General features: G+C 64.6%; 16 protein-coding genes. 9 read left to right on the forward strand and 7 right to left on the reverse strand.

Annotated features, from left to right (window positions below; all coding sequences use genetic code 11):
- The first annotated feature begins 550 nt into the window (after positions 1–550).
- Positions 551–2,860 carry a virulence-associated E family protein gene (locus BHS09_RS24865; RefSeq protein WP_237079807.1) on the forward strand — a complete coding sequence of 770 codons (2,310 nt, stop codon included), beginning with the start codon at positions 551–553 and terminating at the stop codon, positions 2,858–2,860.
- Between the two features lie 61 nt (positions 2,861–2,921).
- On the opposite strand, the gene BHS09_RS24870 is transcribed toward BHS09_RS24865, so the two are convergent.
- Positions 2,922–3,344 carry a c-type cytochrome gene (locus BHS09_RS24870; protein ID WP_140799318.1) on the reverse strand — a complete coding sequence of 141 codons (423 nt, stop codon included), beginning with the start codon at positions 3,342–3,344 and terminating at the stop codon, positions 2,922–2,924.
- 452 nt (positions 3,345–3,796) lie between these two features.
- Between BHS09_RS24870 and BHS09_RS24875 the strand changes: the two genes are divergently transcribed.
- Positions 3,797–5,143: a PD-(D/E)XK nuclease family protein gene (locus BHS09_RS24875; RefSeq protein WP_140799319.1), complete on the forward strand. Its 1,347-nt coding sequence runs from the start codon at positions 3,797–3,799 to the stop codon at positions 5,141–5,143.
- A 55-nt stretch (positions 5,144–5,198) separates the two neighbouring features.
- A complete protein-coding gene (locus BHS09_RS24880; RefSeq protein ID WP_140799320.1) occupies positions 5,199–7,109 on the forward strand; it encodes a P-loop NTPase family protein in 1,911 nt (636 codons plus the stop codon).
- On the opposite strand, the gene BHS09_RS24885 is transcribed toward BHS09_RS24880, so the two are convergent.
- Positions 7,095–8,159, reverse strand: a complete 1,065-nt coding sequence (locus BHS09_RS24885) for a hypothetical protein (protein ID WP_140799321.1) — start codon at positions 8,157–8,159, stop codon at positions 7,095–7,097. The genes BHS09_RS24880 and BHS09_RS24885 overlap by 15 nt on opposite strands.
- 680 nt (positions 8,160–8,839) lie before the next feature.
- On the opposite strand from BHS09_RS24885, the gene BHS09_RS24890 reads away from it, so the two are divergent.
- The 4 genes from BHS09_RS24890 to BHS09_RS24905 all read left to right on the forward strand — a co-directional run bounded on the left by BHS09_RS24890 (position 8,840) and on the right by BHS09_RS24905 (position 12,257).
- On the forward strand, positions 8,840–9,370 hold the full coding sequence (locus BHS09_RS24890; RefSeq protein WP_140799322.1) for a hypothetical protein: 531 nt from the start codon (positions 8,840–8,842) through the stop codon (positions 9,368–9,370).
- An 83-nt stretch (positions 9,371–9,453) separates the two neighbouring features.
- Positions 9,454–11,463, forward strand: coding sequence for a bifunctional 3'-5' exonuclease/DNA polymerase family protein (locus tag BHS09_RS24895; RefSeq protein ID WP_140799323.1), 2,010 nt, complete (start codon positions 9,454–9,456; stop codon positions 11,461–11,463).
- 60 nt (positions 11,464–11,523) lie between these two features.
- The gene (locus BHS09_RS24900) at positions 11,524–11,697 is read left to right on the forward strand and encodes a hypothetical protein (RefSeq protein ID WP_174260585.1); all 174 of its coding nucleotides are present in this window, start codon (positions 11,524–11,526) and stop codon (positions 11,695–11,697) included.
- Between the two features lie 23 nt (positions 11,698–11,720).
- Positions 11,721–12,257, forward strand: a complete 537-nt coding sequence (locus BHS09_RS24905; protein ID WP_237079808.1) for a hypothetical protein — start codon at positions 11,721–11,723, stop codon at positions 12,255–12,257.
- A gap of 307 nt (positions 12,258–12,564) precedes the next feature.
- Here the strand turns inward: BHS09_RS24905 and BHS09_RS24910 are convergent, their stop codons facing one another.
- Entirely contained in the window at positions 12,565–13,593 is a 1,029-nt protein-coding gene (locus BHS09_RS24910; RefSeq protein ID WP_161605170.1) for a tyrosine-type recombinase/integrase, read from the reverse strand.
- A 452-nt stretch (positions 13,594–14,045) separates the two neighbouring features.
- Here BHS09_RS24910 and ffh point away from each other — a divergent pair, with 452 nt between their 5' ends.
- Positions 14,046–15,692 carry a signal recognition particle protein gene (gene ffh, locus BHS09_RS24915; RefSeq protein WP_140799327.1) on the forward strand — a complete coding sequence of 549 codons (1,647 nt, stop codon included), beginning with the start codon at positions 14,046–14,048 and terminating at the stop codon, positions 15,690–15,692.
- Between the two features lie 177 nt (positions 15,693–15,869).
- Entirely contained in the window at positions 15,870–17,990 is a 2,121-nt protein-coding gene (locus BHS09_RS24920; RefSeq protein WP_161605171.1) for an Ig-like domain-containing protein, read from the forward strand.
- A gap of 78 nt (positions 17,991–18,068) precedes the next feature.
- Here BHS09_RS24920 and BHS09_RS24925 read toward each other — a convergent pair whose 3' ends face one another.
- From BHS09_RS24925 to gltJ, 4 genes are all read right to left on the reverse strand, one after another.
- Positions 18,069–19,238: a TIGR04552 family protein gene (locus BHS09_RS24925; protein WP_140793868.1), complete on the reverse strand. Its 1,170-nt coding sequence runs from the start codon at positions 19,236–19,238 to the stop codon at positions 18,069–18,071.
- Between the two features lie 37 nt (positions 19,239–19,275).
- Positions 19,276–19,758, reverse strand: coding sequence for a toxin-antitoxin system YwqK family antitoxin (locus BHS09_RS24930; protein ID WP_140799329.1), 483 nt, complete (start codon positions 19,756–19,758; stop codon positions 19,276–19,278).
- Positions 19,759–19,936: 178 nt separating this feature from the next.
- Complete coding sequence (locus BHS09_RS24935; RefSeq protein ID WP_237077400.1) at positions 19,937–20,842, reverse strand: hypothetical protein; 906 nt, start codon at positions 20,840–20,842, stop codon at positions 19,937–19,939.
- Positions 20,843–21,081: 239 nt separating this feature from the next.
- On the reverse strand, positions 21,082–23,100 hold the full coding sequence (gltJ, locus tag BHS09_RS24940; protein ID WP_140799330.1) for an adventurous gliding motility protein GltJ: 2,019 nt from the start codon (positions 23,098–23,100) through the stop codon (positions 21,082–21,084).
- Positions 23,101–23,147: the final 47 nt, after the last annotated feature.

A 23,147-nucleotide genomic window follows, 5' to 3' on the forward strand; every position in this document is an offset into this window, starting at 1 on the left:
CAGACAGTCTCAGCCACGGTGACTCTACGCTCTTGCGGTTGGGCTGCGCGTCGACGCCCCATCGGCACGCAGTCGTTCCCTGCGTAAATGCGTGTGGATTCCGGCAGCGGCTCACGCACACTCGAAAAGTGGCGACGAAGGCGAGTCGGCATGTCCCGAGTAGATGCGTGCGACTTCCGCGAACGACTCAGGCATCAACGCCCCGTCATCAATCAAGCTCTCTTCCTATCCTCTCTCCTTCTTCTCTTTAGAAAAGATGGAGTAGTAGAAAGGAGGATAGGTAATAGAGAAGGCTAAGGATTTGGGGGAACGCGCTCCAGTGCCGCATGACGCCGGACGCCTCCGCGACAGCCGAGCCATTCGCCAAATCCGCACTCATTTACCAGGGGCGGCGCGCCCACCTGCCGCATCCGCCCGGCTGACGATTCCGTGGGCCACTCGGAAAATCCGCACCCATTTACCGGATGCCATGCACGTACCCCACACGCCTCCCGCCCCTGTCGCACTCCTCACTGAGCCATTCGCGAAATCCGCACCCATTTACCCAGGCATGAGCCACACGCACGACACCACACGCCTGCCCGCCCTTCGGCTGAAAGTCGCCTTCTACGCGTCCGCCCAGGACAACGTCCCCCAAGGCGCTGAGCTGTCCTGGCCCGAACTGTCTTCGAAGCTCGTCGCCCACCGTCGCAGTCAGTGCCCCACGTCGCCGTGCGTCCGTGGCTGCCCCGCGAAGAATGGCCCCGCCTGGAGCCCTGTCGACATCGTCGAGCGACGCCGCTCGGAGAACGTGCGCGCCGTCACGGTGGCCGTCTTCGACCTGGACCACCTGACGGCGGCGCAGCTCGCATGCCTCGACGCCGTCGAGCGCCATGGACTCGCCTTCGCCGCCCACTCGACGCACAGCAACCGCCCACCCGACGACTACTGCCTGCGGCTGGTGATGCCGCTGTCCCGGCCCGTGCTGCCGCGCGAGTGGCCGTCCGTGCGCGAGGCCGCAATCCGCATGCTCGGACTCCCCGCCGACCCGGCAACGAAGGACCTGGCTCGCATCTACTACCTACCGGATGCGCCCGTGGGTGCGGAGCCCTACGCCGCCAGTGGAGACGGAGCGCCCCTCGACGTCGACACGCTGCTCGCCATGTCCCGGGCTGGACTCCCCACGGTGGCGGCCCCGGTGCCTTCCACGAAGCCCGAGGAACCCGCCGACCTCTACGAGCTGCGGGCCCTCTTGCGTCGCATCCGCAAGCCCGAGCACCTCGCCATCGTCCGCCGCGCCCTTGCCGGTGAGCCCCTGTCCGCCGTCGGCGAGCAGGACACGACGCTGAACACGCTGATGTCGTGCGCGGCCTTCGTCCTGCCACTGTCCACCCCCGAAGCCGTCGTCATCGAGCTGTTCCGCGCGTCCTTCGCTGCAACGAACTGGAGAGAGGGCACCGAGCATTTGTGCGAGCAAGCCGTCCTCAAGCTGCGGCGTCATCGCGAGCGCCGGAAGGCACGGGATGCCGCACGGCTCGCGGACAACACGTCCATCTGGGAAGCCCTGGGCAGTCGCGCATCTGAATCCACGTCGAGCGACGGCCCGGGATTCGAGGAGGACACTCCCGACCCCGACGCGTGGATGAAGGAACTCTTTCTCGACATCACGAAGGACACCCGACGGCAGATTCGAAATTGCGAAGCGAACGTCGCCATCGTGCTCAGCAAGTCGCCCGAGTGGCGCGGCGTCTTCCGCTTCAACGAAGTCACGAAGAAGTTGGAGGTGGAGGACGGCCCCCTCGGCCCCAGCGTGGACATTGAGACGCTCGACGTCCTGGTAGCTAACTGGATTCAGCTCAGCAAGTACGGGCGACTCGGGCTGATGCCGAAGGCGCACGTCGTCGCGCAGCAGATCCTCGCCGTCGCGAAGAGCAACAGCTATGACCCGGTCGCCGACTACCTCGCGGGACTCGTCTGGGACGGAACGCCACGGCTCGACGGGATGCTCGCGACGTACTTCGGCGCGCAGGGGGATGCTCGATACCTCCAGGCCGTCGGCGCGAAGTTCGCCATCTCGGCGGTTGCGCGTGCCCTGCGTCCCGGATGCAAGGTCGACACGGTCATGATTCTGGAGGGGCCCCAGGGCCTGCGGAAGTCGACGGCGTTCAGCATCCTTGGGGGCCGGTACTTCAGCGACGCGCCCATCGACGTCACCAGCAGGGACAGCGCGATGCTGGCCTCTCAGTTCTGGTTCATCGAACTGGCCGAGCTGAGCACGTTTCGCAAGAGCGAGGACCAGGCGCTCAAGGCGTTCATCACTCGGACGGAGGACACCTACCGGCCACCCTACGGACGTTCCAACGTGCAGGCCCCGCGACGCTGCGTCTTCGTCGGCACAACCAACGATGACGACTACCTGCGCGACCCCACAGGACAGAGGCGCTTCTGGCCGGTGAAGTGCAGCCGCATCGACACCGACGCCCTCAAGCGCGACCGCGACCAAATCTGGGCCGAAGCCGTCGTGCGCTTCCACCAAGGTGAGGACTGGTGGCTGAGCAACGAGGAGGCGGCAGGGGCCGAGCAGCAGGCCGCGCTGCGTATGGAGAACGTGGGGGACAGCCGGAAGGAAGTCATCCTGCGGTGGATTCTGGAGATGCCACCCGAAAAGCGCCCCTCGGACGTGACACTTCTCCATGTGGGCATCGAAGCTTTCGCGCTCCACCAAGCGCAGGTTGACCACCGGATCTCACGGGAAATCGGAGCGGCCTTGAAGTCGCTGGGCTTCACCCGTGGCCAGCGTCGGATGGGAGACGGGAAGCGCCCGCTCGTCTACTACATCCCGGACGAACTGCGGAACGCCCCCACGGAGAAGCGTGGGTAGCGTCAGGTGATTGGCCGCATGCAAGACTAGGGAGTGCAATGAACAGTCCCAATGACACAGGCTACTTCGCCACTGCCTCCAAGTATGCGATGACGTCGTTTCGTTCCTCGGCGCTCTTGAAGCCGGGAAATGCCATTTTAGATTTCGGCACGTATTTCTTTGGATTCTCCAGATAGCCGAACAAGGTCTGTTGGCTCCAGATGATGTCTGCGTTCTTCATTGCATCCGTGTAGGCGTAACCGGGCACTGAGCCCGACTTGCGTTCGAAAATTCCGTACAGATTGGGGCCTTGCTTGTTGGGCCCACCTTTGTTGGCCGTATGGCACTGAGTACAGCGGGCTTTGAATAGCTTATCTCCATTCTCAACGTTGCCACGAGAGAATGACTCAGCTTGAGCGGCCCCTGCGTAAAGGGCCACCGCCAACGTCGCAGTCGTCACAGCCGAGACTGTTGAATGTAATGCACTTTTTTGCTGCCAACGCATCAGCACCTCCTTTTCAGTCGCTCATCAGTCATGACCGAGCCGGGTGAAGGAGTGAAGAGGCTCCAGCGGATCGGTGTATTGTTTTCAACTAGCCCCACACGTAAAGATGGATTGCAAACTCTCGTGGCCAGTCACGAGCTATGGACGTTCTGGAGCCACCCCAAGAGACGCACGACCTGTCAGTGTCGATGAAGGCGGCGCAATTTACGTCAATCCCGGGGCTTTGTTATGCGCCCCCTGCGGTGCGGATCAAGCAGCTTCACTTCGAATCAGTGTCACAGTCACTCGGCAAACTTGTCTGTGTCATAGACGTTGTCTCCGAGGAGCCGCCCAGGGAGTTCGTCGACAAACCCCCATAAAACGCATTTCGCGTATCACAACCAAGAGCACATCATCATTCGAGTCCTGGCAGACAGTGAGCCACTCCCGGAATCCGCACCCATTTAAGGAGGGTGACGCCCTCCAGCAACGTTCCCAGCAACAGCCCCTCGGTCATCGCCGGGGTCATCCAGCGCCTCAGCGTCTCCCAGCTCAAGCGCCACAAGCTGTGCCCGCGCGCATGGTTCTTTCAAAAGGTCATACGCGTCCCCGAGCCCAGCACGGGAGCGCAGCAGGTTGGCACAGAAGGACACGCCCAGCTTGAGCATTTCCTGTCGACGGGTGAAGACGTGCTGGGCACGTTCGCCAGGGCAGGCGCCCATCTACTGCCCACGCCCGGTCCCGACCTGCTCATCGAGCAGCCCCTCGACGGTGAGCCGCCACTGATGGCGGGCGGCATCCCCTTCACCGGATTCATCGACCTCGTGGACGCTCGACGACTCGCCTCTGACGGCGTCCTTCGCATCACCGACCACAAGTTCACCAGCAACGTCGCGACGAATGCCGCGAGCGCCGAGCAGCTCGCCGACGCCGACACCGAACCCGGCTTGCAGATGGTCGGATATGGCGCGTGGGCGCTCAGCCAGGTTGAGCGCTTCCCGGGACTGCGCACGCTGGAGCTCGAACACCTCTACTACCAGACCCGGGGACAACGCCTTGCCGCGTCCGTCGTCGCAACGGTGCCCGCCGAGCACGTCGAGCGCGAGTGGCAGACAAAGGTCGAGCCCCAGGTCGAAGCGATGAAGGAGCACGCGCAAGCAGCCCGCGCTTCCGACGTGCCCGCGAACTACGGCCCCGCCTGCGGCAAGTACGGCGGATGTCCGTTCATGGCGAAGTGCCTCACAGGAGAGAACAAGACGATGTCCCTGCGCGACAAGCTGCTCAACAAGGCTTCCGAGTCCGCCCCCCTTACCGTTGCCGCGGTCGAGCGCAACGCCACGGAGCTGCCCGCCGTTCTTCCCCCGGACGCGCCCGCACCTACGCCCGTGCAGACGGCTCCAGAGGTCGCCCAGGCCACTGAGCAGCCCGCGCCGAAGCGTCGCGGTCGCCCTCGCAAGGTGGCCGAGTCCGAGCAGCCCACCGACGCGGCCCCGTCGCCTGCGAGTGCGCTTCGGGTGCTCTTCGTCGACTGCATCCCGACGACCTTCGACGGACCGACGCCCGAGTCGCTTACGAGCTACGTCGACACCATGCATCGCAAGGTGGCCGGAGCGGGCGGCGTCGACGACGTGCGCTTCGCGGGCTCCGACTCGGCGCTCGGGTTCGGCAAGTGGCGCGGGGCGCTGGCCATGGCGGCGCGCGCCGAGCTGCCCGCACCCGGCAGCTACGTCGCGCTCGGGGTTGCCCAGTCGGAGCTGATGCAGGTCATCGTCGAGGCGCTCGAACCGGCGTTCGACGTGGTCGTTCGCGGCGTCCGCTAATCGCTCGTCACCGGCCCCGTCGGCTTCGGCTGGCGGGGCTCCAGCACTCCCAAACATGAAACTTCTTCACCGGCTTCACGCGGGCGCGGCGACTTTCGCCGAGCGCCCCGCCACCGCTGCGCCTACTGCTCTCGCGAAGCTCACTGGCGACCGTTCGACTATCGCCAAGGGGCAGCCCGTGGGCTGGTCGCCAGACCTCGCACGGGTGCTCAGCCTTCCGCGCCGAGACCTCGCGAGCACATACGGCGATGCCGACTTCGCCGCGTTGGAAGCCTCGCTGCGCGCCCCTGCCGACACGCGTTGCACTTGCGGGACGCTCGGGAAGCGGTGCCCGTCCGCGTTGCTCCCCATCCAGCGCCTCGCCCTCCTGGAAGCCGCGCGCACAGGTGGCGGGCTCTTTCCCATCGGCGTGGGGCACGGGAAGACGCTGGTCGACCTCCTGCTGCCGCTCGTCGTGCCCGGGTGCAAGGTCGCCGTCCTACTCCTACCGTCGAACCTCCGCGCCCAGCTCATCGAGGTCGACTGGCACTTCTACGGCGGACATTGGCGCTTGCCGAACCTCGCGGGTGGCAGGTGGTTCCGCCCCGGACTGCCTGTCCTCCACGTCATCACCTACGAGAAGTTTTCGACCCAGGAAGGCACCGACCTACTGACGCGCATCGGGCCCGACCTCATCGTCTGCGACGAGGCCCACAAGCTGAAGGACCGGAAGAGCGCCCGCACTGGCCGGTTCCTCCGCTACCTGGAGCTGAACCCCGAAACGCGTCTCGTGGCCCAGTCGGGCACGCTGGCGACGAGAACGGTCAAGGACTACGCCCATCTCGCGGAGTACGCGCTGCGTGACGGCAGCCCGCTACCGCTGAAGCAGCACGTCGTCGAAGAGTGGGCGTCGGCGCTGGACCCCGGAACTACCGTCGCTCCTCCGGGCGCACTCCTTCAGCTCGTTGACCCGGCGCACTCACTCGCCCCGCTTGAAGGGGAGAACGAAGCCGACCGTGAGCGCCGACGCGTGCGTGACGCCTATCGTCGGTGGCGCAACGCAACGCCGGGTGTCGTTGCCACTGACGAAAGCGCCGTCGGCATGCCGCTCGTCATTCGCACGCGCGACCCTGGGCAGGTCCCCGACGGGTTGCTCGCCCACATTCAAACGGCACTCGGCGGGCAACGCCCCGACGGCGAAGAGTTCGTCGACGAGCTGCAACGCGTCGTCTGTGCGCGGCAGCTCGCGAGCGGCTTCTTCCACCGCTGGCGCTACCCCGACGTCCATGGCGTTCCGCAGGACTCCGAGCTGATCGTTCGGTGGTTCGCGCGTCGGCAGGAGTTCAACCGGGAGCTGCGCGAGCGCCTCAAGCGGCCCGCCGAGCATCTCGACTCACCAGGGCTGCTGATGCGCGCCGCGATTCGCGCTCACCAGTCCCCGCCCTATGACGGGGAATTGCCGACCTGGCGCGCGATGTCGTGGCCCTCATGGGCTGAGATTCACAAACGCGTCGTCCACGTCACCGAAGCCGTGTGGCTCTCCGACTTCATCGTGCATGACGCGGCGAAGTGGGCCATGCGCAGGGGGCAGCCAGGAATCGTCTGGGTCGAGTTCCCGGAGCTTGGCCAGCGCATCGCGAAGGCGGCGGGTGTGCCTTTCTACGGCGGCGGCCCGGAAGCGTCGGCGACCATCATCCGGGAGCGTGGGAAGCGGTCCATCGTCGCTTCGCTTCGAGCCCACGGGACGGGGAAGAACCTGACGATGTTCTCGCGGATGCTGTTCGTGAACCCACCGGCCGATGGCGCTGCATGGGAACAGGCCATCGGCCGATGTCACCGACAGGGGCAGCTCGCCGACGAAGTCGAAGTGGAGCTGTACCAACACACCGACGAGCTTGTCGGGGCATTCCAGAAGGCCCGCGACTTTGCCCGGTTCATAGAGCAGACGGAGGGCACGCCGCAGAAGCTTTGCCTAGCGACTTGCTAAAGGAGCATGGAGCACGGTCGACGGAATATCTCCTTGTCCTCCATTCGGCTGAGATTCTTGTCTTTGCAGTGCTCCATTCAGCGCTTCTTGGATTTTGGCAGTATTTCCATCGCCCTCATCCAGTCCCTGCACTTGCGCACTTGCCTGAAGCGCTCGAAGGACTTGTTCATTTTGGGCGGCATTCGCATCTGGGGTCACGTCTTCACCGGGCTGCACGCCTCTTCCCTTGCCATCCCACTGGCCCACGACTTCCACAACATACTTGTTGAAATGGGCACGGCACGAATCGCGCACCGCATTCGCACTCGCCAATGCGTCATAATATCGCTGGAAGCCACCAATCATCCCGTTGTTGTGCGTCACGTTCAGGAACCTATCGCGCCACAACAGGTGAAGCTGAGTAATAGGTGGATGGCCTCCGCGCTTAGGAGTCAGAATGACATCAATCTGGTTTCGGCGCCACGGGACGACATGGTCTACAGCTTTCCGCCCTCCCAGCGCATACTGTTGAGAACGGTTCTCCAGAATGTCGTACCAATTACCAGCATTGGAATCCCCCAACTCCCGCGCCAGCTTGACAATCTCACTCAAGAGCGAAACATGCAGCACCGCCATCGGGCTAAACGTGGCCAGCACGTACATTTTCTGAAAGTCGCTCTCCGTCAAGAAGAAGTCAACATTGGTGTTTATGTTAGCATGCAGGCTTGTCATCAAGTTTAGCTTGGCCTGTCCCCGAAGGCGGTCGGCGTCCTCCAGGTTTCTCCTGTAGCCATTCATGAGGTCGGTTGCCCTCTGAAGCTGCTCCTGAGCCAGCCTCCACTCCACGTAGTTCCTGACCCACTCCTTGACGCGCTCGAAGAACGCTTCAAGGTTGAAGCCACTGGATGGCCAATAGAGACCTAACAGCATTCCAAGCACGGACCCACCCCCAGGGATGAGTCCAAGTGCCGTCGCCGCAATCAGTTTCAACTGATCCTCAAACCCATCCACACTACTGGCGTGCGATTCCTTGACAGCCTGAAGCCTTCCCGACAGCATGATATTTGACATTTGTGCCCCCATTTCCAAGTCAACCCTAGAGGGCCTATGACCTGAGCACAACCAGCAAGTCCGAGCCTGTCGCGCATTCAACGCCTTCCTGCCCTCGAATCCCATCCATCTGCCTGAGTTCAGAGGCTTCAGGATACCATTCGCCACAGCAGACGTCTTGCAACAAGACCCCTCTAACCACTCTCAGAAAGCGTTCCCATAAAGACAGGCGAGAACGTCCTTTCGACGGCCCGCCACCTCGAAGGGGAGCACAGGACGTAAGCAGCGTCACACTCGCACGAATCGCCAGACCCAAGGCCACCGTCGGCGCGCAACACCTCAAGGCGGGCTGCTACCGCCTGGGAGGTCCAGTCCATCCGCACCAAGGACGGTTTCAAGGGTCTGTCGGGCATCACTGAAGTATTGGTGGCGACGTCGGAACGGGCCGCGTCAACACACAGCGACACCCCGGTCCAGCCGCGTCGCCCACTCATACCTTGACTCAATCTTAAGCCGACTCCGAGGGGCAGATTTGAAGGGCCTTCCCCAGGTGAAAGCTCCAAAGGCTTTGCGCGACTGCGCACTCCGGACTTCGGATGAGCCTCGCCCAGCCGTGAGCCACTTCCAAAATCCGCACGCATTTACGTGGGGTCAGCGCACTTCATCGCTGACGTAACCCAAGCCGAAGGGCCCACGTAACCATGAACAACGCACTGACGAAGATTGCCACCGCGCAGGCTGCGGCTGGCGGACGCTACCCGCGCTTCGGTCGCTACCTGCTCGAAGTCGAGGTCATCCGCACGAAGGAGGGCTTCAAGGGAGACTCGGCAATCGCCGAGCTGAAGGTTCGCGAGTCCGAGCCCCTCGCGGGTGGCGAGACTCCGAGCCGACCGGGCGAGACGGTCGACTACGTCGAGAACCTGAGCGACCAGAAGAAGGGCGGCGGCGGACGCTTCAAGTCCTTCCTGATGACGCTCGTGGGCGCCGACGAGTACGAGTTCGCCAACCCGGCCGCCCTGAAGAAGTTCTTCGACGAGCGGCAGGCGGGGACGCACCTCCTGATTCGCTGCGAGGTCTTCCCGAAGCAGCTCCCTGCGAAGGAGGGCCACGCCGGGAAGGTCATCAGCGGCTATCGCTGGTCGCACGTCGAGCTGAACGACGAGCAACTCACCCAGGCTGAGCACTCGCGCAAGGCGAGCAAGCTCCCCGCGCTCACCGACGCCCTCGCCTGACACCGGGCGGCGACTGACGGCGCGCTTCCGTCGGCGGCTGGCCCACGACACGGGCCGCTTTCCCACTCCCAAAGGCAGCCTTCATGAATGTCTGGTCGTTCGACACGGAAACGTGGATGATTCAGCCCGGCTTGCTCGCGCCCCCTCTCGTGTGCGGCAGCATCGCGGCGGCAGCTCCAGGCAGCGAACGGCTTCTGGACAAGGCCCAAGCCCGGCAGTTCTTCCGCGAGGCCATCGCCGCGCCTGACACCAACATCGTCGGCGCGAACCTCGCTTATGACCTGGGCGTCATGGCGGCCGACGACCCGAGACTCGTCGCGCCCATCTTCGCGGCGCTCGAAGCCGGCCGCCTGCATTGCGTCCAGGTCCGCGAAGCCCTCATCGACATCGCGAGGGGGCTCTACGGCGTGGACCCGTCGACAGGCCGGAAGCTCGACGACGACGAAGGAGCCCGCTACCCGCTCGCGCTTCTCGTGCAGCGCTACCTGGGCCTCGACATCAGCGAGGACAAAAAGAACCCGAAGGCATGGCGCCTGCGCTACGGGGAACTCGACGGCGTGCCTGTCGAGCGCTGGCCGACGGAAGCCGCTGCGTACCCGAAGCGAGACGCCCGCTACACGCTCGACGTCTTCTTCCGGCAGGAAGCCATTGCCCGGGAGACACCCAACGGCGGCAACCTGCATGCCGAAGCCGAGCAGATGCGCGCCGCCTTCGCGCTCCACCTCGCTTCCATCTGGGGACTTCGAACGAACGGTGACTCGGTCGCCGTGCTGCGGGAGCGGGTGGAACGGGAGTGGGGAGAGAACCGCGCCAAGTTTCAGGCGGCGGGCATCTACCGGGCCGATGGCACCAAAGACTCGAAGCGCCTCGCCGCGCTCGTGACTGCCGCCTATGACGGACAGCCGCCCATTACCGCGCCCAGCGACCGATTCCCCGACGGCCAGGTCGCGACCGACCGTGACACGCTGCTCGGTTCGGGCGACGCGCTGCTCGAAGACTTGGGCAAGAGCGGGCGCGTCGACAAGTACAAGTCGACTTACCTGGACGTCGTCGAAGCGGGCACCTCGCTCCCCATCAATCCGCGCTTCAACGTGCTCGTCAGCACCACTCGCGTTTCGAGCGACTACCAGCAGCTTCCGCAGAAGGGCGGCATCCGGGAGGTCCACGAGGCCCGTCCTGGCTTCGCCTACTGCGCGGTCGACTACGGAGGGCTTGAGCTTCGCACCATGGCTCAGCGGGCCATCTGGGAACTCGGCTTCTCGAAGATGGCCGAAGCGCTGAACAGCGGGCTCGACGTCCACACCCTTGCCGCGGCCGAATTCCTCGGGGCGAGCTACGACGAGCTGCTTCCGAAGGTGAAGGCGAAAGAGCCCCTCGCGGTCGCCTTCCGTCAGCTCGCGAAGATTCTCAACTTCGGCAAGGGCGGCGGGATGACGGGCGGCTCGCTCGTCTACAACGCACGCGCGAAGGACCGGGTTTCCTTCTGCCTGCTGGCGAAGCGCGCAGACGACTGCGGTGTCGAGCGCGTCGTCATCACCGTGCAGCGCAAGCCGAAGATGGTCTGCCGCGCCTGCGTCGAAGTGGCCAAGGAACTGGACACGAAGTGGCTCAACGCGTGGCCTGAGCAGCGCGAGCTACAGCAGCGGGCGAAGGCGAGCACCTACGGGGGCGGGTTCGCCGACGTGATGATTCCGGGGGCCAACATCCTGCGCGGCGGGTGCGGCTACACGCAGATTCTCAACACGCCATTCCAGGGGCTCGGCGCTGTCGGGTGCAAGCTCGCCATGTGGCGCGTCAGTCGCGAGATGTACGTCGACCGTCGCTCGCCGCTCTACGGCTCGCGACTCGTCCTCATGGTGCATGACGAGTTGATTAGCGAGCTGCTCGCCGATGACGCCCAGCGGATGCACGACGCAGCCGAGCGCAAGGCATACCTGATGCGCGAGGCGATGAAGGAGACAACTCCCGACCTGGCACCGGCAATCGAAGCCGAGCCCGCGCTGTCTCGCATCATGTCGAAGGACGTCGCCACCGTGCGCGACAGCTCCGGGCAACTGCTCATCTGGGAGCCCCCCATAAAGCGCGCTGCCTGAACCACGGCCGAAATCCGCACCCATTTAGGGAGCAAACGCACTCCCTAACAGGTGCAACGCATGGCCAAGACAACCGACGCGCTCGAACAGCTCCCGCCCGCTCTCTGCCCGTATCTCGACGGAGACCTCGACGACGCGGTCGCCTTCGACGTCGCCGACTTCCACGAACTGCGCCTGATGTCCGCGCTGGTAGGTGAAGCGGCCTCCCCTCTCCTCCTGGTGGCGGCCCGCTGATGCCGACGACTCGGAATCTACTGGTGGCGCTCGACCCCGGGCTTCGAGAGTGCGGCATCGCGCTCTTCGACCTGGACTCGGGCGAGCTGCTCGCGGCGGGAATGCCCACGAATGCCGAACGGAAAGCCCGTGGGCTTGCGGCATGGTCGCGCATGGCAGGAGCGGTCGCCGTGTTCGTTTCGTCGTTCCTGGAGCCGTTCAGGGCCGCTGGCGTGGCTGTTACCGTCACCGTCGCGAGCGAGTGCCCCCAGGTCTACACGGCCGGGAAGAGCAAGGGCGACCCGAACGACCTGATTGAACTCGCGGGTGTCGTCGGCCGGGTTGCTGGTGGACTCAGCGCGACGAGTGAGCGCAGCTTCCTGCCGCGCGAGTGGAAGGGCACGCTCGACGGTGACGTCATGGTCGAGCGCATCAAAGCGCGCCTCGGCGAGCGACCCCATGAACACCTGCGGGTGCAGCTCCCGCGCGCCCAGGACAAGCACCACAACGTTTGGGACGCCATCGGCGTTGGCCTTCACGTCGTCGGCCGACTCGCGCCCCGGAAAGCCTTCCCGAGGTAGCCATGTCCGAATACTCCACCCTTCTCGGACGAAATGCATCCGTGCCCCCACTTCTTCTGTCGAAGCGACAGGCTGCCAGATTGCTTGGGATTAGCCGGGGACGCACGCTCGACGAGTTGCTCAAGGCAGGCCATCTGCGGCCTGTGCTTGTACTCGGACGGCTCAAGCTCCCCAGAGAGGAGGTCGAACGACTCGCGAGGGAGGGGACCGAACCCGTCCCTATCCCTCGCAATAGTTCCAGCGTGCGCGCCAACCGGGCTCGACGGACGCAGGACGCAAGCGCCGCAATTCGCGCCCTCAAGCTCGACTAGAACAACGTTGGAACCTTCGCTGGCACTGCGTGCGTTGCATAGAAGCGCTTTGTCGTGCGTTCGCTCTTGTGATTCAGAAACGCGGCAACTGCGGCAGGATGCGCCCCGGCATTGATCGCCCAGGTCGCGACGGAATGCCGCATGTGCCCAGGTCGGAGGGGCTCACTGAGACCAGCGGCAGTGCTCGCGTGCTCAAGACTCCGATGGAAAGCGAAGTAGTCGAGTTCCCGCTGCTCCAGAATCCTGCGAGCAGCATCCGCGACAACGTCGCTAACCTCTGTGCGCAGCGGTTCGCCAGCCTTCGTTTGGGGGCACGCGAGCACGTTCCCACCCGTCATCGGATGCCGCTCGACAGCGCCGCTAACAGCGAATCGACTCAGTTCATTGAAGTGCCAGCCGGTGCCCGCCAGCACGTCGAGCGCGTCGCGCCATAGCCCAGTCAGATGCTCGCGGACGGCGAGGAACCGCTCTCGCGTAACCGCTTTGGGCGTCGTCCACTGCTCGGGACGAGCTTGCGGCACGGACAGACCTGAACTCGGGTCCTCCTGCTTTTGCAGGACGTGGCGAACCTTGATCAGCCACCCACAGAACGCCTTGAGCGTGGCGATGTGCTGTTTCCGTCCCGCGTCGGCCTTGTCCAACTCGCTGACGAGCCGCGCAGTCTTCAGCTTTCGCAGGTCCGCCGATCCCAAATGAGCGGCCCACCACGCAAGCGAGCGCTGCTGATCTCGCACCCACTTCGGCGTGTTCTTCTTCTCGTCGCGGGACCAGCGCAGGAACGCTTCGGCAAGCTCAGCGGTGATGGAGAGAACACCATCCTCGGAAGCCTCCCCACCCGGCCGGTAGTTGCTGGGGTCCGCCTCGAAGCGCCTGAGTTGCTCGTGAGCGGCTCGGCTCGTGTGGCAACGAGTGCTGACCTCGTACAGACGGCCGTTGATGCGGCGCAGGATGTAGTAGGTGTCCCGGCCCCTACTATCCGTGCGGATGTATCCGCCATCCCACTTCCGAGCGACTCGACTTGCCATGATGTGGCCCCCGTTGGTTCTCACTGGCGAGTTGGAACTAAGTTGGAAAGGCTCCATTCCAACACGCCAGTTTCCCTCTAGGAAGCACCATCTTGCGGGCTGTTTTTAAGTCCGCTGCGTCTGCCAGTTCCGCCACTCGTGCCCTGCTGCGGGCAGCCCCCTACAGGGCCTGTCCTACCTCCGGCAAAGGCCTCGTGCAGCCCCCAGCTCTCTTCCTTTTCCGCTGGGGCTCCAGGCAGGCCTGGGCGCCCGCCTCGCGTCCTACGGCGCCCCTGGGCCCGCGCCAGGGGGCTCGGGGATGCGCCAACCCCTCAAGAGCGTTGAAGAATCCAGGGCCCTGGGTCGGATTCGCCGCCTGGGAAGCCGGTTCCGGGCCCCTTCTCTTCACAGTTCGACGGCCGGGATGTGCTCCACCGTCGCATCCCGCCTGACCCTGTTATAAAGCGCCCCCCATGCTCGAGACCGTAACCAAGGGCTTCCGCGCCGCCAAGAACCGCCTCGCCGGCAAGAGCGAGCTCACCCCGGAGCTGGTCGACGAGTCGCTGCGCGACATCCGCGTCTCCCTGCTCGAGGCCGACGTCGCCTTCGACGTCGTGAAGAAGTTTGTCGCCCGCGTCCGCGAGAAGTCCGTGGGCGAGCTGGTGCAGACGACCATCACCGACACGGGTGGCCAGAAGCGCAAGGTCAGCCCGATGGACCACTTCATCAAGATCTGCCACGACGAGCTGGAGGGCCTCATGGGGCCCGTCGACACCAGCTTGAAGCTGAAGCCCAAGGGCCAGCTGTCCGGCATCATGATGGTGGGCCTCCAGGGCTCCGGTAAGACGACCACGACCGGAAAGCTCGCCAGCCGGCTCCTCCAGGAAGGGCGCAAGCCCCTGCTCGTCGCCGCCGACATCTACCGCCCCGCCGCCGTGGACCAACTCAAGGTCCTGGGTGAGCGGCTCAAGGTCCCCGTCTACCACGAGCCCGGTATCCAGCCGCCCGAGCTCGCCAAGCGGGGCTACGCCGCCGCGCGCGAGCAGAAGTGCGACGTGGTGCTCATCGACACCGCCGGCCGGCTCGCCATCGACGAGTCCCTGATGGCCGAACTGGAGTCCATCAAGGGCAACGTCCAGCCGGACAACATCCTGCTGGTGTGCGACGCGATGATTGGTCAGGACGCCGTGCGCACGGCGGCGGAGTTCGACCGGCGGCTGACGCTGGACGGCTTCATCCTCACCAAGCTGGACGGTGACGCCCGCGGCGGCGCCGCGCTGTCCATCAAGGAAGTCACGGGCAAGCCCATCAAGTTCCTCGGCATGGGCGAGTCCATGGACAAGTTGGAGGAGTTCCGCCCGGCCGGCCTCGCGGGCCGCATCCTCGGGTTCGGCGACATCGTCGGCCTGATGAAGGACTTCGAGAAGGTCGTCGACGAGAAGAAGGCCGAGGAGGATGCCAAGAAGCTCCTCTCCGGCCAGTTCACGATGAAGGACTTCGTCGAGCAGATCCGCATGGTCCGGAAGATGGGACCGCTCAAGGACCTGCTGGAGAAGTTCCCCCTCTTCGGCGACCTCACCGAGCACCTCAATCCGGACGAGAAGGAGCTCACGAAGATTGAGTCGATGTACGACTCGATGACGGCGAAGGAGCGCCTGCGGCCGGACACCATCAACAACAGCCGCGTCAACCGCATCGCCAAGGGCAGCGGCCGCAAGGTTGAAGAGGTCAAGGAGCTGCTCCAGAAGTTCGGGATGATGCAGCAGGTCATGGGCACCATCGGCCAGAATCCGGGCCTGCTGGGCCGCATCCCCGGCTTCAAGCAGTTGGGTCAGTTGTCGCAGATGAAGAACATGGACCTCTCCAGCATGTTCGGCGGTGACCCGAAGATGATGGAGAAGATGATGAGCGGCGGAATGCCCGGCATGGGCATGCCCATGCAACTGCCGCAGATTGCGCCCGGCTACACGCCGCCCATGGGCCAGGCCGCCATGGCCAAGGCCCGGTTGATGGGCTACGCGCCGCCCTCCGCCACCGGCAAGAGCGAGGACCGCGACGCCATCAAGGAGCGCCGCAAGCGGGAGAAGGAAAACAAGAAGAAGAACCGGAAGAAGAAGTAGGCCACTCACGGCCCCGGTGCCCACGCCCGCCTCCCCGCATCCGTGCTGGGAGGGCGGGCGTTCGTGTTTTCAGAGACCATCCTCCCTCCTGGACCAGAATCCAGCGGCGGGGACGGGCTGCCCATCAGGCGTGGTATGCGTCCGAGACTGGAACGCTATTTGCCAAGCATCCGACTCATGTCCCGACTCCCCTGTGCCTTGCTGTTTACCGCTCTCACCCTGTCCACAGCGTGCATCAACGTCCCAGAGGTCGAGCCCGACCCGACACCAGATGGGGGAACACAACCCTCGACGAAGTTCACACTGAGCCTCAGCCCCAGTGAAGACTCCGTGATCCAGGGAGGCAGCCGAGCCATCCAGGTGTCCATCGTCCGGGCAGAGAGCTTCTTGGACAGTGTGTCGGTGGCGTTGGAGCAACCGCAGTCCGGCGTCACGGCCCAGCCCACGACGATTCCTTCCGGAGAGTCCACCGCGACATTGACGGTCCAGGTCTCCGCCAATACGGCGGCCGGAGATACGACACTCACGGTCCGTGCGACGTCGGGAAACGAATTCCGGACAGCTCCGCTCAAGCTCGCCGTTGCCCGAGCCGGAGACCTGATCGTGCGATGGACCGCGCCCGTACCAGGGGACTCAGACGCCTACACCAACGGAGCGCTGCAGCTCGAAGCAACGATTGAGGGGGGCGCAGCCGAGGCCGTCGAGTTCCGCCGCGACACAGAGCTTCTGGCTCGGATTACAGCGCCACCGTACACCCATACTTGGAACACCCAGAGCGCGCCTGAGGGTGAGTACCAACTCACAGCACGTGCCATCCGCGGTGGCACAACCTTCACGAGCCTGGAAAGGACGGTGGTTGTGGATCGTACGCCTCCTGTCGTCGCGACCCGCGCCCCAGCGTCGAGCGACTCCCAGGTCAGCGCACGTGCATCCCTGGAGGCGACATTCAGCGAGCCCGTGCGCTTCTCGAGCATCTCTCAGGACAACGTCGAGGTGCTTGCCCATGGCAACACGCGACTTGGGGCAATCGTCAGCCTTTCTTCCGACGGAACGCGGCTGACGATTACGCCGACCGCCCCCCTGCCCGTCCCCAGCACGGTTTTGGTGAAGCTTGGAACCAGCACACACCCCATCCTGGACCTGGCAGGCAATGTCCTGCATTCCGCCAGCGAATGGGTGTTCACCGTCCCCGTCTGGCTGCCCGTAGGCAGCGCACTCAGTGCACATGCGGGTGCAACACCCTCGGAGAATGCCGTGCTCAAAATGGACGCCGATGACCGCCCCACTGTCGCGTGGTCAGAGTCCGACGGCACCTCCAAGAACATCCACGTCGCTCGCTGGGACGGCACTACCTGGCAACACCTGGGTAGCGGCCTGAGTGGTCTGGCGGGCCTGGGCACCGATGCCGAGAATCCGGACCTGCACATCGATGCAGCGGGACGGGTTGTGGTTGCCTGGGACGAAGCAACGGGAACCGAAGACAGACGGCGGCCTTTCCTGAAGCGCTGGACATCGAGCACCTGGGAAGATCTTCCTGCGCTCCCGCGATTTGATGGCTTCGAAATCACCGCAAGAACGCCCAAGCTTGCCACTACTCCGAATGGTGCACTGTTCCTCTATCTCGTTGACTCCAGCAACCGACTGCTTGGGCTCACCCTGGCGAAAGACGCAGTGGAATGGACGTACACCAACACAACCCTTCCTTGGGACCACTTCAACCCATCCCAGCCGGCAATCTCCGTTCACGGCGAGAATGTCTTCGTCTCCTACAACACCTACCTGGATAGCCTTGAGCGTCGGGGGGTCGCCGTACTCATGAATCATCAAACTGCGCTCGGCAGCGGCCTCGTCCCAGCCTTGCCCAACCATGTGGCCAGCACATCGGCCATCGTGACGGACCAGGCGGGCAACCCGATTGTCGCCTGGAATACGACTGACAACGCAACCCAGGAAAAAGAACTCTACTTCTCCCAATGGACCGGCACCGCCTGGCGAACCCCAGTCCCTGTCACTGCAACCTCAAGCTCTAATGACAGCCCGTCATTGGCCCTTGGCACCAACCATCAAGCCGTCCTGGCGTGGAGCGGAATCGTCAACTCGGAGCGCGTCATCCATATTGCGCGCCTTCAGGATGACACTTGGGATTTGCTCTCGCCTCCACTGAGCGCCAACGCGACCCCGACCACACCTTCACTCAAGCCATCTCTCGCCCTGGACGCGATGAATCACCCTACCGTCGCGTGGCAAGAAGGAGCAGGGAGTGGGGCTGACATCTACGTCTACCGCTATAACCATTAAGCCCCGTCTTCGTCGTGCGGTCAGGACCTGATCTTCCCTCCTGGCCGCACGCTCGTCGCAAGCTCGGGATGGGACAACTCAAGTCTGGCGTTTGGGGACGACAAGCCCCTGGCTCAGCCGCTTGAGCACCCGCTTCTTCTGACGTCGCTTATAGGCTTCGTGAGCGTTGTCTCCTTGCTCATTGAGCCTGGCCGTCTCCTCATCAACGATCTGAAACTCAACCAGGGCAATGATGATCCGCCCCTTCCGCTGCCGTTCATCCGACTCGGGAGCAGGGAGATACGCATCCATCCGCACGGGCATATCTACGACGAAATTGAGCGCGCGGTATGTGTTCCCCGAGAAGGTATTGCCACCATTGCCCTCCCGGTCTTCGAAATCGCGATCCAGTTGGAGCTGTGGGGCGAATTGCTCGAAGTGTGGGTTCTCTGCGAGCACGGACTTGAACGGCATCAGCGTGTTCTCCGTCTGCCCCGGCACCACCAGATGAAAAGGGAAGAGGCGCTGGGTGAGGTAGTAGAGAACCGGTAGTAAGTCTTCGCGCTTCCGAGTTACGACGCGGAAACGGGTCCGGTCGTACACTTGAGCCGCAACGGTTTCCTTCTTCGCCAGCAGCTTGGTGACCAGGGAGTCCTGCGTCTTGATTGAGTGAGCAAACTCAACCACCGGCAAGCCCTTGGACTGCATCTCCGTGGCAACGGCCAGGACCTTCGCGGTCACCACCTCTGCGAGTTCAACCTCTGAGATCGCAAGGCGGAAGAGCAAATCCCGGCCTTCGATGTGCTGAATCACGTGCATCACCTTCAGCACGACGCAGGCAATCCTGCGATGACGGGGTGAACCCTTCGCGCCTGCGGCGTAGAGGAAGAGGTCGTGAATCTCTTCTGGCTGGGCGACCGCATTGGCAACCCGGTAGTTGAAGGTCTTGCGGAGGTACTCAACCGCCTCCGCCAGGACGCATCGCGCCCACGCTTCGTCGTACGGCCGCGAGACGTCCAGTTGGAGCAGGCGAAGGAAGTTGTCGACCTCGCCGCGCGACTGGAAATACATCCTTCTCCAGTCGATGACCGAGCCTCCACGCAAAATGAGCCGAATGCGCTCAAGTTCACGCAACCCCATCTGCTCCACCCTGCAGATGGGCATATCGGGAAAAGCCAGAGTGAGTGATGGCGGCTTCACGCTCAAGAGTCCTAGTCGAGCCCACCCGGCTGTGGAAGGCCCTTGAAATGAGTGAGGGCCCTTTCCCAGCAGGGAAGGGCCCTCCGAACCACCCGTTGCTCAGCGACTACTGCGCGGAGACCACACGGTTGTTGTCGTACTGGACCTGGCTGACGACACGGCCGTCATCCGCCATCTCCGTCACGACACCGTGCTTCCGGCCGTTCTTGTACTCCTCGACGAGTTGGGGCTTGCCATTGGGGAAGTACATGACACGCTTCCCGTGCCATCCACCATCCTTGAAGTCCGCGGTGCCACGCACCTTCCCAGTCGCGTCGTAGAAGGTCCAGGTCCCGACTTTCAGTCCGTCCGCGAACTGGCCCTCAGCCGCCTTCTGGCCATTGGGATGGTACTCGACATACGCACCGTGAGCGATCTGCGCGCCCCGCGGGTCATTCGATTTGATGCAGGAAAGGCCTTCGGCCTTCGAGCCCACCTGATGCGTACCAGCGGGGCAACCCGACGTCGCGGCTTTGTCGCCCGCCATCGCAACAGGAGCCGCAAGCGTCAGCCCCAAGGTCAACGTTCGAATCGTTTTCAGTGACAGCATGGACTCTCCTATTCAGGCCGCCGGGATGCCCGTGCGCGCACCACCCTAGACGCCCGAATCGTCAGTGAAATTCATCCGGAGTAAGCTGCTTCTGGGCGCCGAACCACACGCCCACAACGACTGACCCCACCTGGCGATTCCCAGGTGGGGCCATGCACCACATCCAGCCAACCGCCGACTAGTAGTTGGACTGGAAGCAGGCGAAGTTGCCGTCCTTGAAGTAGAAGCCAGACGAGTTGGTCCGGCTGTCAGCGGCGACGCAGAGGCTCACGGTGATCTGAGCCTGGTCACGGTTCGTGCCGCTCACGGTGTAGTTGCCCGACGAGCTGCTCACCGGCGCGTTCTGACGGCCGCCGTTCGTCAGGATGTAGAAGAAGTCGCTGAGCTCGGCAGAGGTCTGGGGGAACGGCGTGGCGGAGTAGGCCGAAACCCGGATGCGGAGGCGCTTCGGCGCGCTGCTTGAAGCGCAGAACGTCCCGGGCGTGCCCTCCGTCGTGGCGCTCACGAAATCGACCTTGTAGATGATCGGGCCCGTGGTGCCGAGGTCCGCCTTGTTCGGGAACTCGTTGTAGTTCTGGCACGTCGGCGCGGGCGGCGCGGAGCAGGTGCCGCTGGAGCAGATCTGGCCGTGGGCGCAAGTGGAGCGGCCCTCGCCGGAGCAGCTCGTGGGCTGGGTGTCACCCTCTTCGCACTGGCCGGTGCTCACGTTGCAGGTCCGGTCGCCGGTGCACTCGGCGTTGGACGTGCAGGCCGTCACGCAGACGTTGTCCAGGTCGGAGCAGACCAGGCCCGTGGACTCGGAGTCCGTGCCACCGTTGCAGAGCACGTCCGTGGAGCACTGGCAGATGCTCGTGGTCGACGTGCCGCCCAGCGGGGCGCAGGTCTTCGCCGTGGAGGGGCAGTCCGAACCAGAGTTACAGGTCTGCACGCAGACTTGGGCGGTCGGGTGACAGATCTCCGACTCTCCGCACTCGTCGTTGCTGGTGCACGCGCCCGGGGACGTCGAGTCGTCACCGCAACCAGCCATGAGACCGCTCATCGCGCCAAGCGCAGTGAGCACCAACATCATCTTGCGAAGCTGCATGTTGAGATTTCCTCTTGTTTGGAACGCCGCCCGGGGGGCCTCCGGCCACTGACTACAGGCCCCAACAACCATGCGAGCAAGTGAGGCTTAGTCCCCCCCGTCCGGACGTGTCAACGAGTGTCGACGCCACCTGGACGGCTGCTCGGCCACGAAATTCACCCTTCGCGCAAGCAGACAGCGGGAGCGGAGGCCATCGCGACGTTCATGTCGCGATAGCCTCAGTGGACGCTCCCCACCTTTCAGAAGGTGAACGGGAAGTCGATGGGCTCGCCCTGCCGCTTGTGACGCGGGAAGGACCAGCTCTTGATGAGCCCGGAGATGCAGCTCGCCATGTAGGTGGTGCGGAACTCATCCGTGCGGCACGACACCGCGCTCGTCTTGCCACTCGTCTGGATGGTCCAGCGCATCACCAGCTTGCCGCTCAACGACGGGTCCTTCTTCTTCTGCTCGTTGACGCATTTCACGATGGCAGGCTTGTTGGCCAGCACCACCGCCATGATGTCCGACTGCTGCAGCCGGTCCGGAACCCCGCCCCCCGGCTCGGGAGGGACGTAGGCCGTCGGACGCGCCGAGGACGGCTTCGCCTCCGGGGCCGACTTCTTCGTGCCGAAGAGCTCGTCGAAGTCATCATCCGAATCGTTCGACGAGGGCCGCTCCGTACGCGCCGGCGCGGACGCGCGCGGCTCTGGGTCCTCCCTGCGAGAGGACGACGACGAGGTGCGTCGATTGTTGGGGCGCTCCGCCTTCGCCACCGCCGTCTCCGCGGGCTTCGGCGTTTCAACCGGAGGCGGCGTCGGCGTGGCCGCGGGCGCCGCCGCGACGGCCGGGGGCGGCGTCTCCGGCGGAGGCGTATTCACCGGCGCCGCAGCCACCTCCGTCGGAGGGGTTGGAGGCGGCGTCGCGGGATTCACGGGCGGCTGGGCGGCCGCTACGGGGGCTGTGTTCGCCGGAGGGATGCTGGGAGGCGGCGTCGGTGTGGCCACGGGCGCCGCCGCGACGACCGGGGGATTCGCCGGTGCCGCGTCCGCGCCAGACCCGCCCTTCAGGAAGAGCGCCGCGGCGCCACCACCGACCAGGAGCAGCCCCGCGGCAATGCCAGCGAAGAGCCCCGTCTTGCCCTTGCCCCCACCCTGCGGAGGATAGGCGACCGGGTAGCTCGGCTGCGGCGGGTACGGTGCGGGCATGGGCTGCGCATACTGCGGCCCGGGCTGATGCCCATACGGCATGGGCGCCGGCTGCTGATACTGCTGCACGGGCTGCTGCCCATACGGCATGGGCGCGGCCATGGGCTGCGCCATCGGCATTTCCGCGCCCCGCAGGGACGGCGAGGACACCGGCTCCGGCGGCGGCATGGGCACGTCCAGCAGTCGCGACTGCGACACCGGCTCCCGGCCCAGGGCGGGCGCGGGCGTCGGAGGCGGCTTCGACAGCGCGTCGTTCTCTTCCTTCACCAGCGAGGCCAGCACGCTGGCCGCGGACGGCTTCCAGCCCACGGCTTCCTCGGAAGCGCCCGCGGGTCCGGAATCACCACGCGCCCCCTTGCCCGCGCTGAAGGCGGACTGCACGGGGCCTGAGGACACCGTGGGCGTCGAGCCGGACACGGGCTCGGGCGCGACGATGACGGGCTTGGAGGGCCGCGGCGCCAGCACTGACGCCAGCTCCGCCGTCTCCGACAACGGAATCCAATCACTGAAGCCCGAGCGCCAGCAGAGGCTGTCCGGGCCCACCTCGCCGCGGTCCCACAGGTCCTTGACCTTCTCGACGTTGAAGGGGCCGACCTGCTTCTCGTCGATGGCCACGTACCACTCGTGCGCCGCCGCGTTGCCCTTGGCTTCTTCCTTGTCCGGCTCGGCCTCCGCTTCGGCCAGCTTGCGCACGTTCTCCGCGGACGCTTCGCGCGCGGCGGCTTCGTTCGCGGCCTCGGTGGGAATCTTCTGCGTGCCGGAGCTCAGCACCTGGTCGAAGACGGCGCCAATCTCGTCCTCTTCCACGTCGGTGAAGAGACCGCCTTCGGGCGGCGTGCCCAGCGTCGCCGGCATCGTGGCGGCGGACGCGTCACTCCCCTTGCCCGCGTCAGTCGAGGCGGAAGCCTCGGAGGTCGAAGACTCAGACGCGGAGTCCTTCGCGGCCGTCGCGCCAGCGGGACGCACGGTGATGGTGTGGCCGCACTTCTTGCAACGAACCTTGACCCCCTTGGGGCCAATCTTGTCGTCGCTGATCATGTACTGCGCGCGGCAGCTGTCGCAGACGAAACGCATCGTTCCCGTAAGCCTCGGAAATGACGGGAGAAATCCCGCCTGAATCG

Origin of the sequence: Myxococcus xanthus (genome assembly GCF_006402735.1) — a bacterium.
GTDB lineage: Bacteria > Myxococcota > Myxococcia > Myxococcales > Myxococcaceae > Myxococcus > Myxococcus xanthus_A.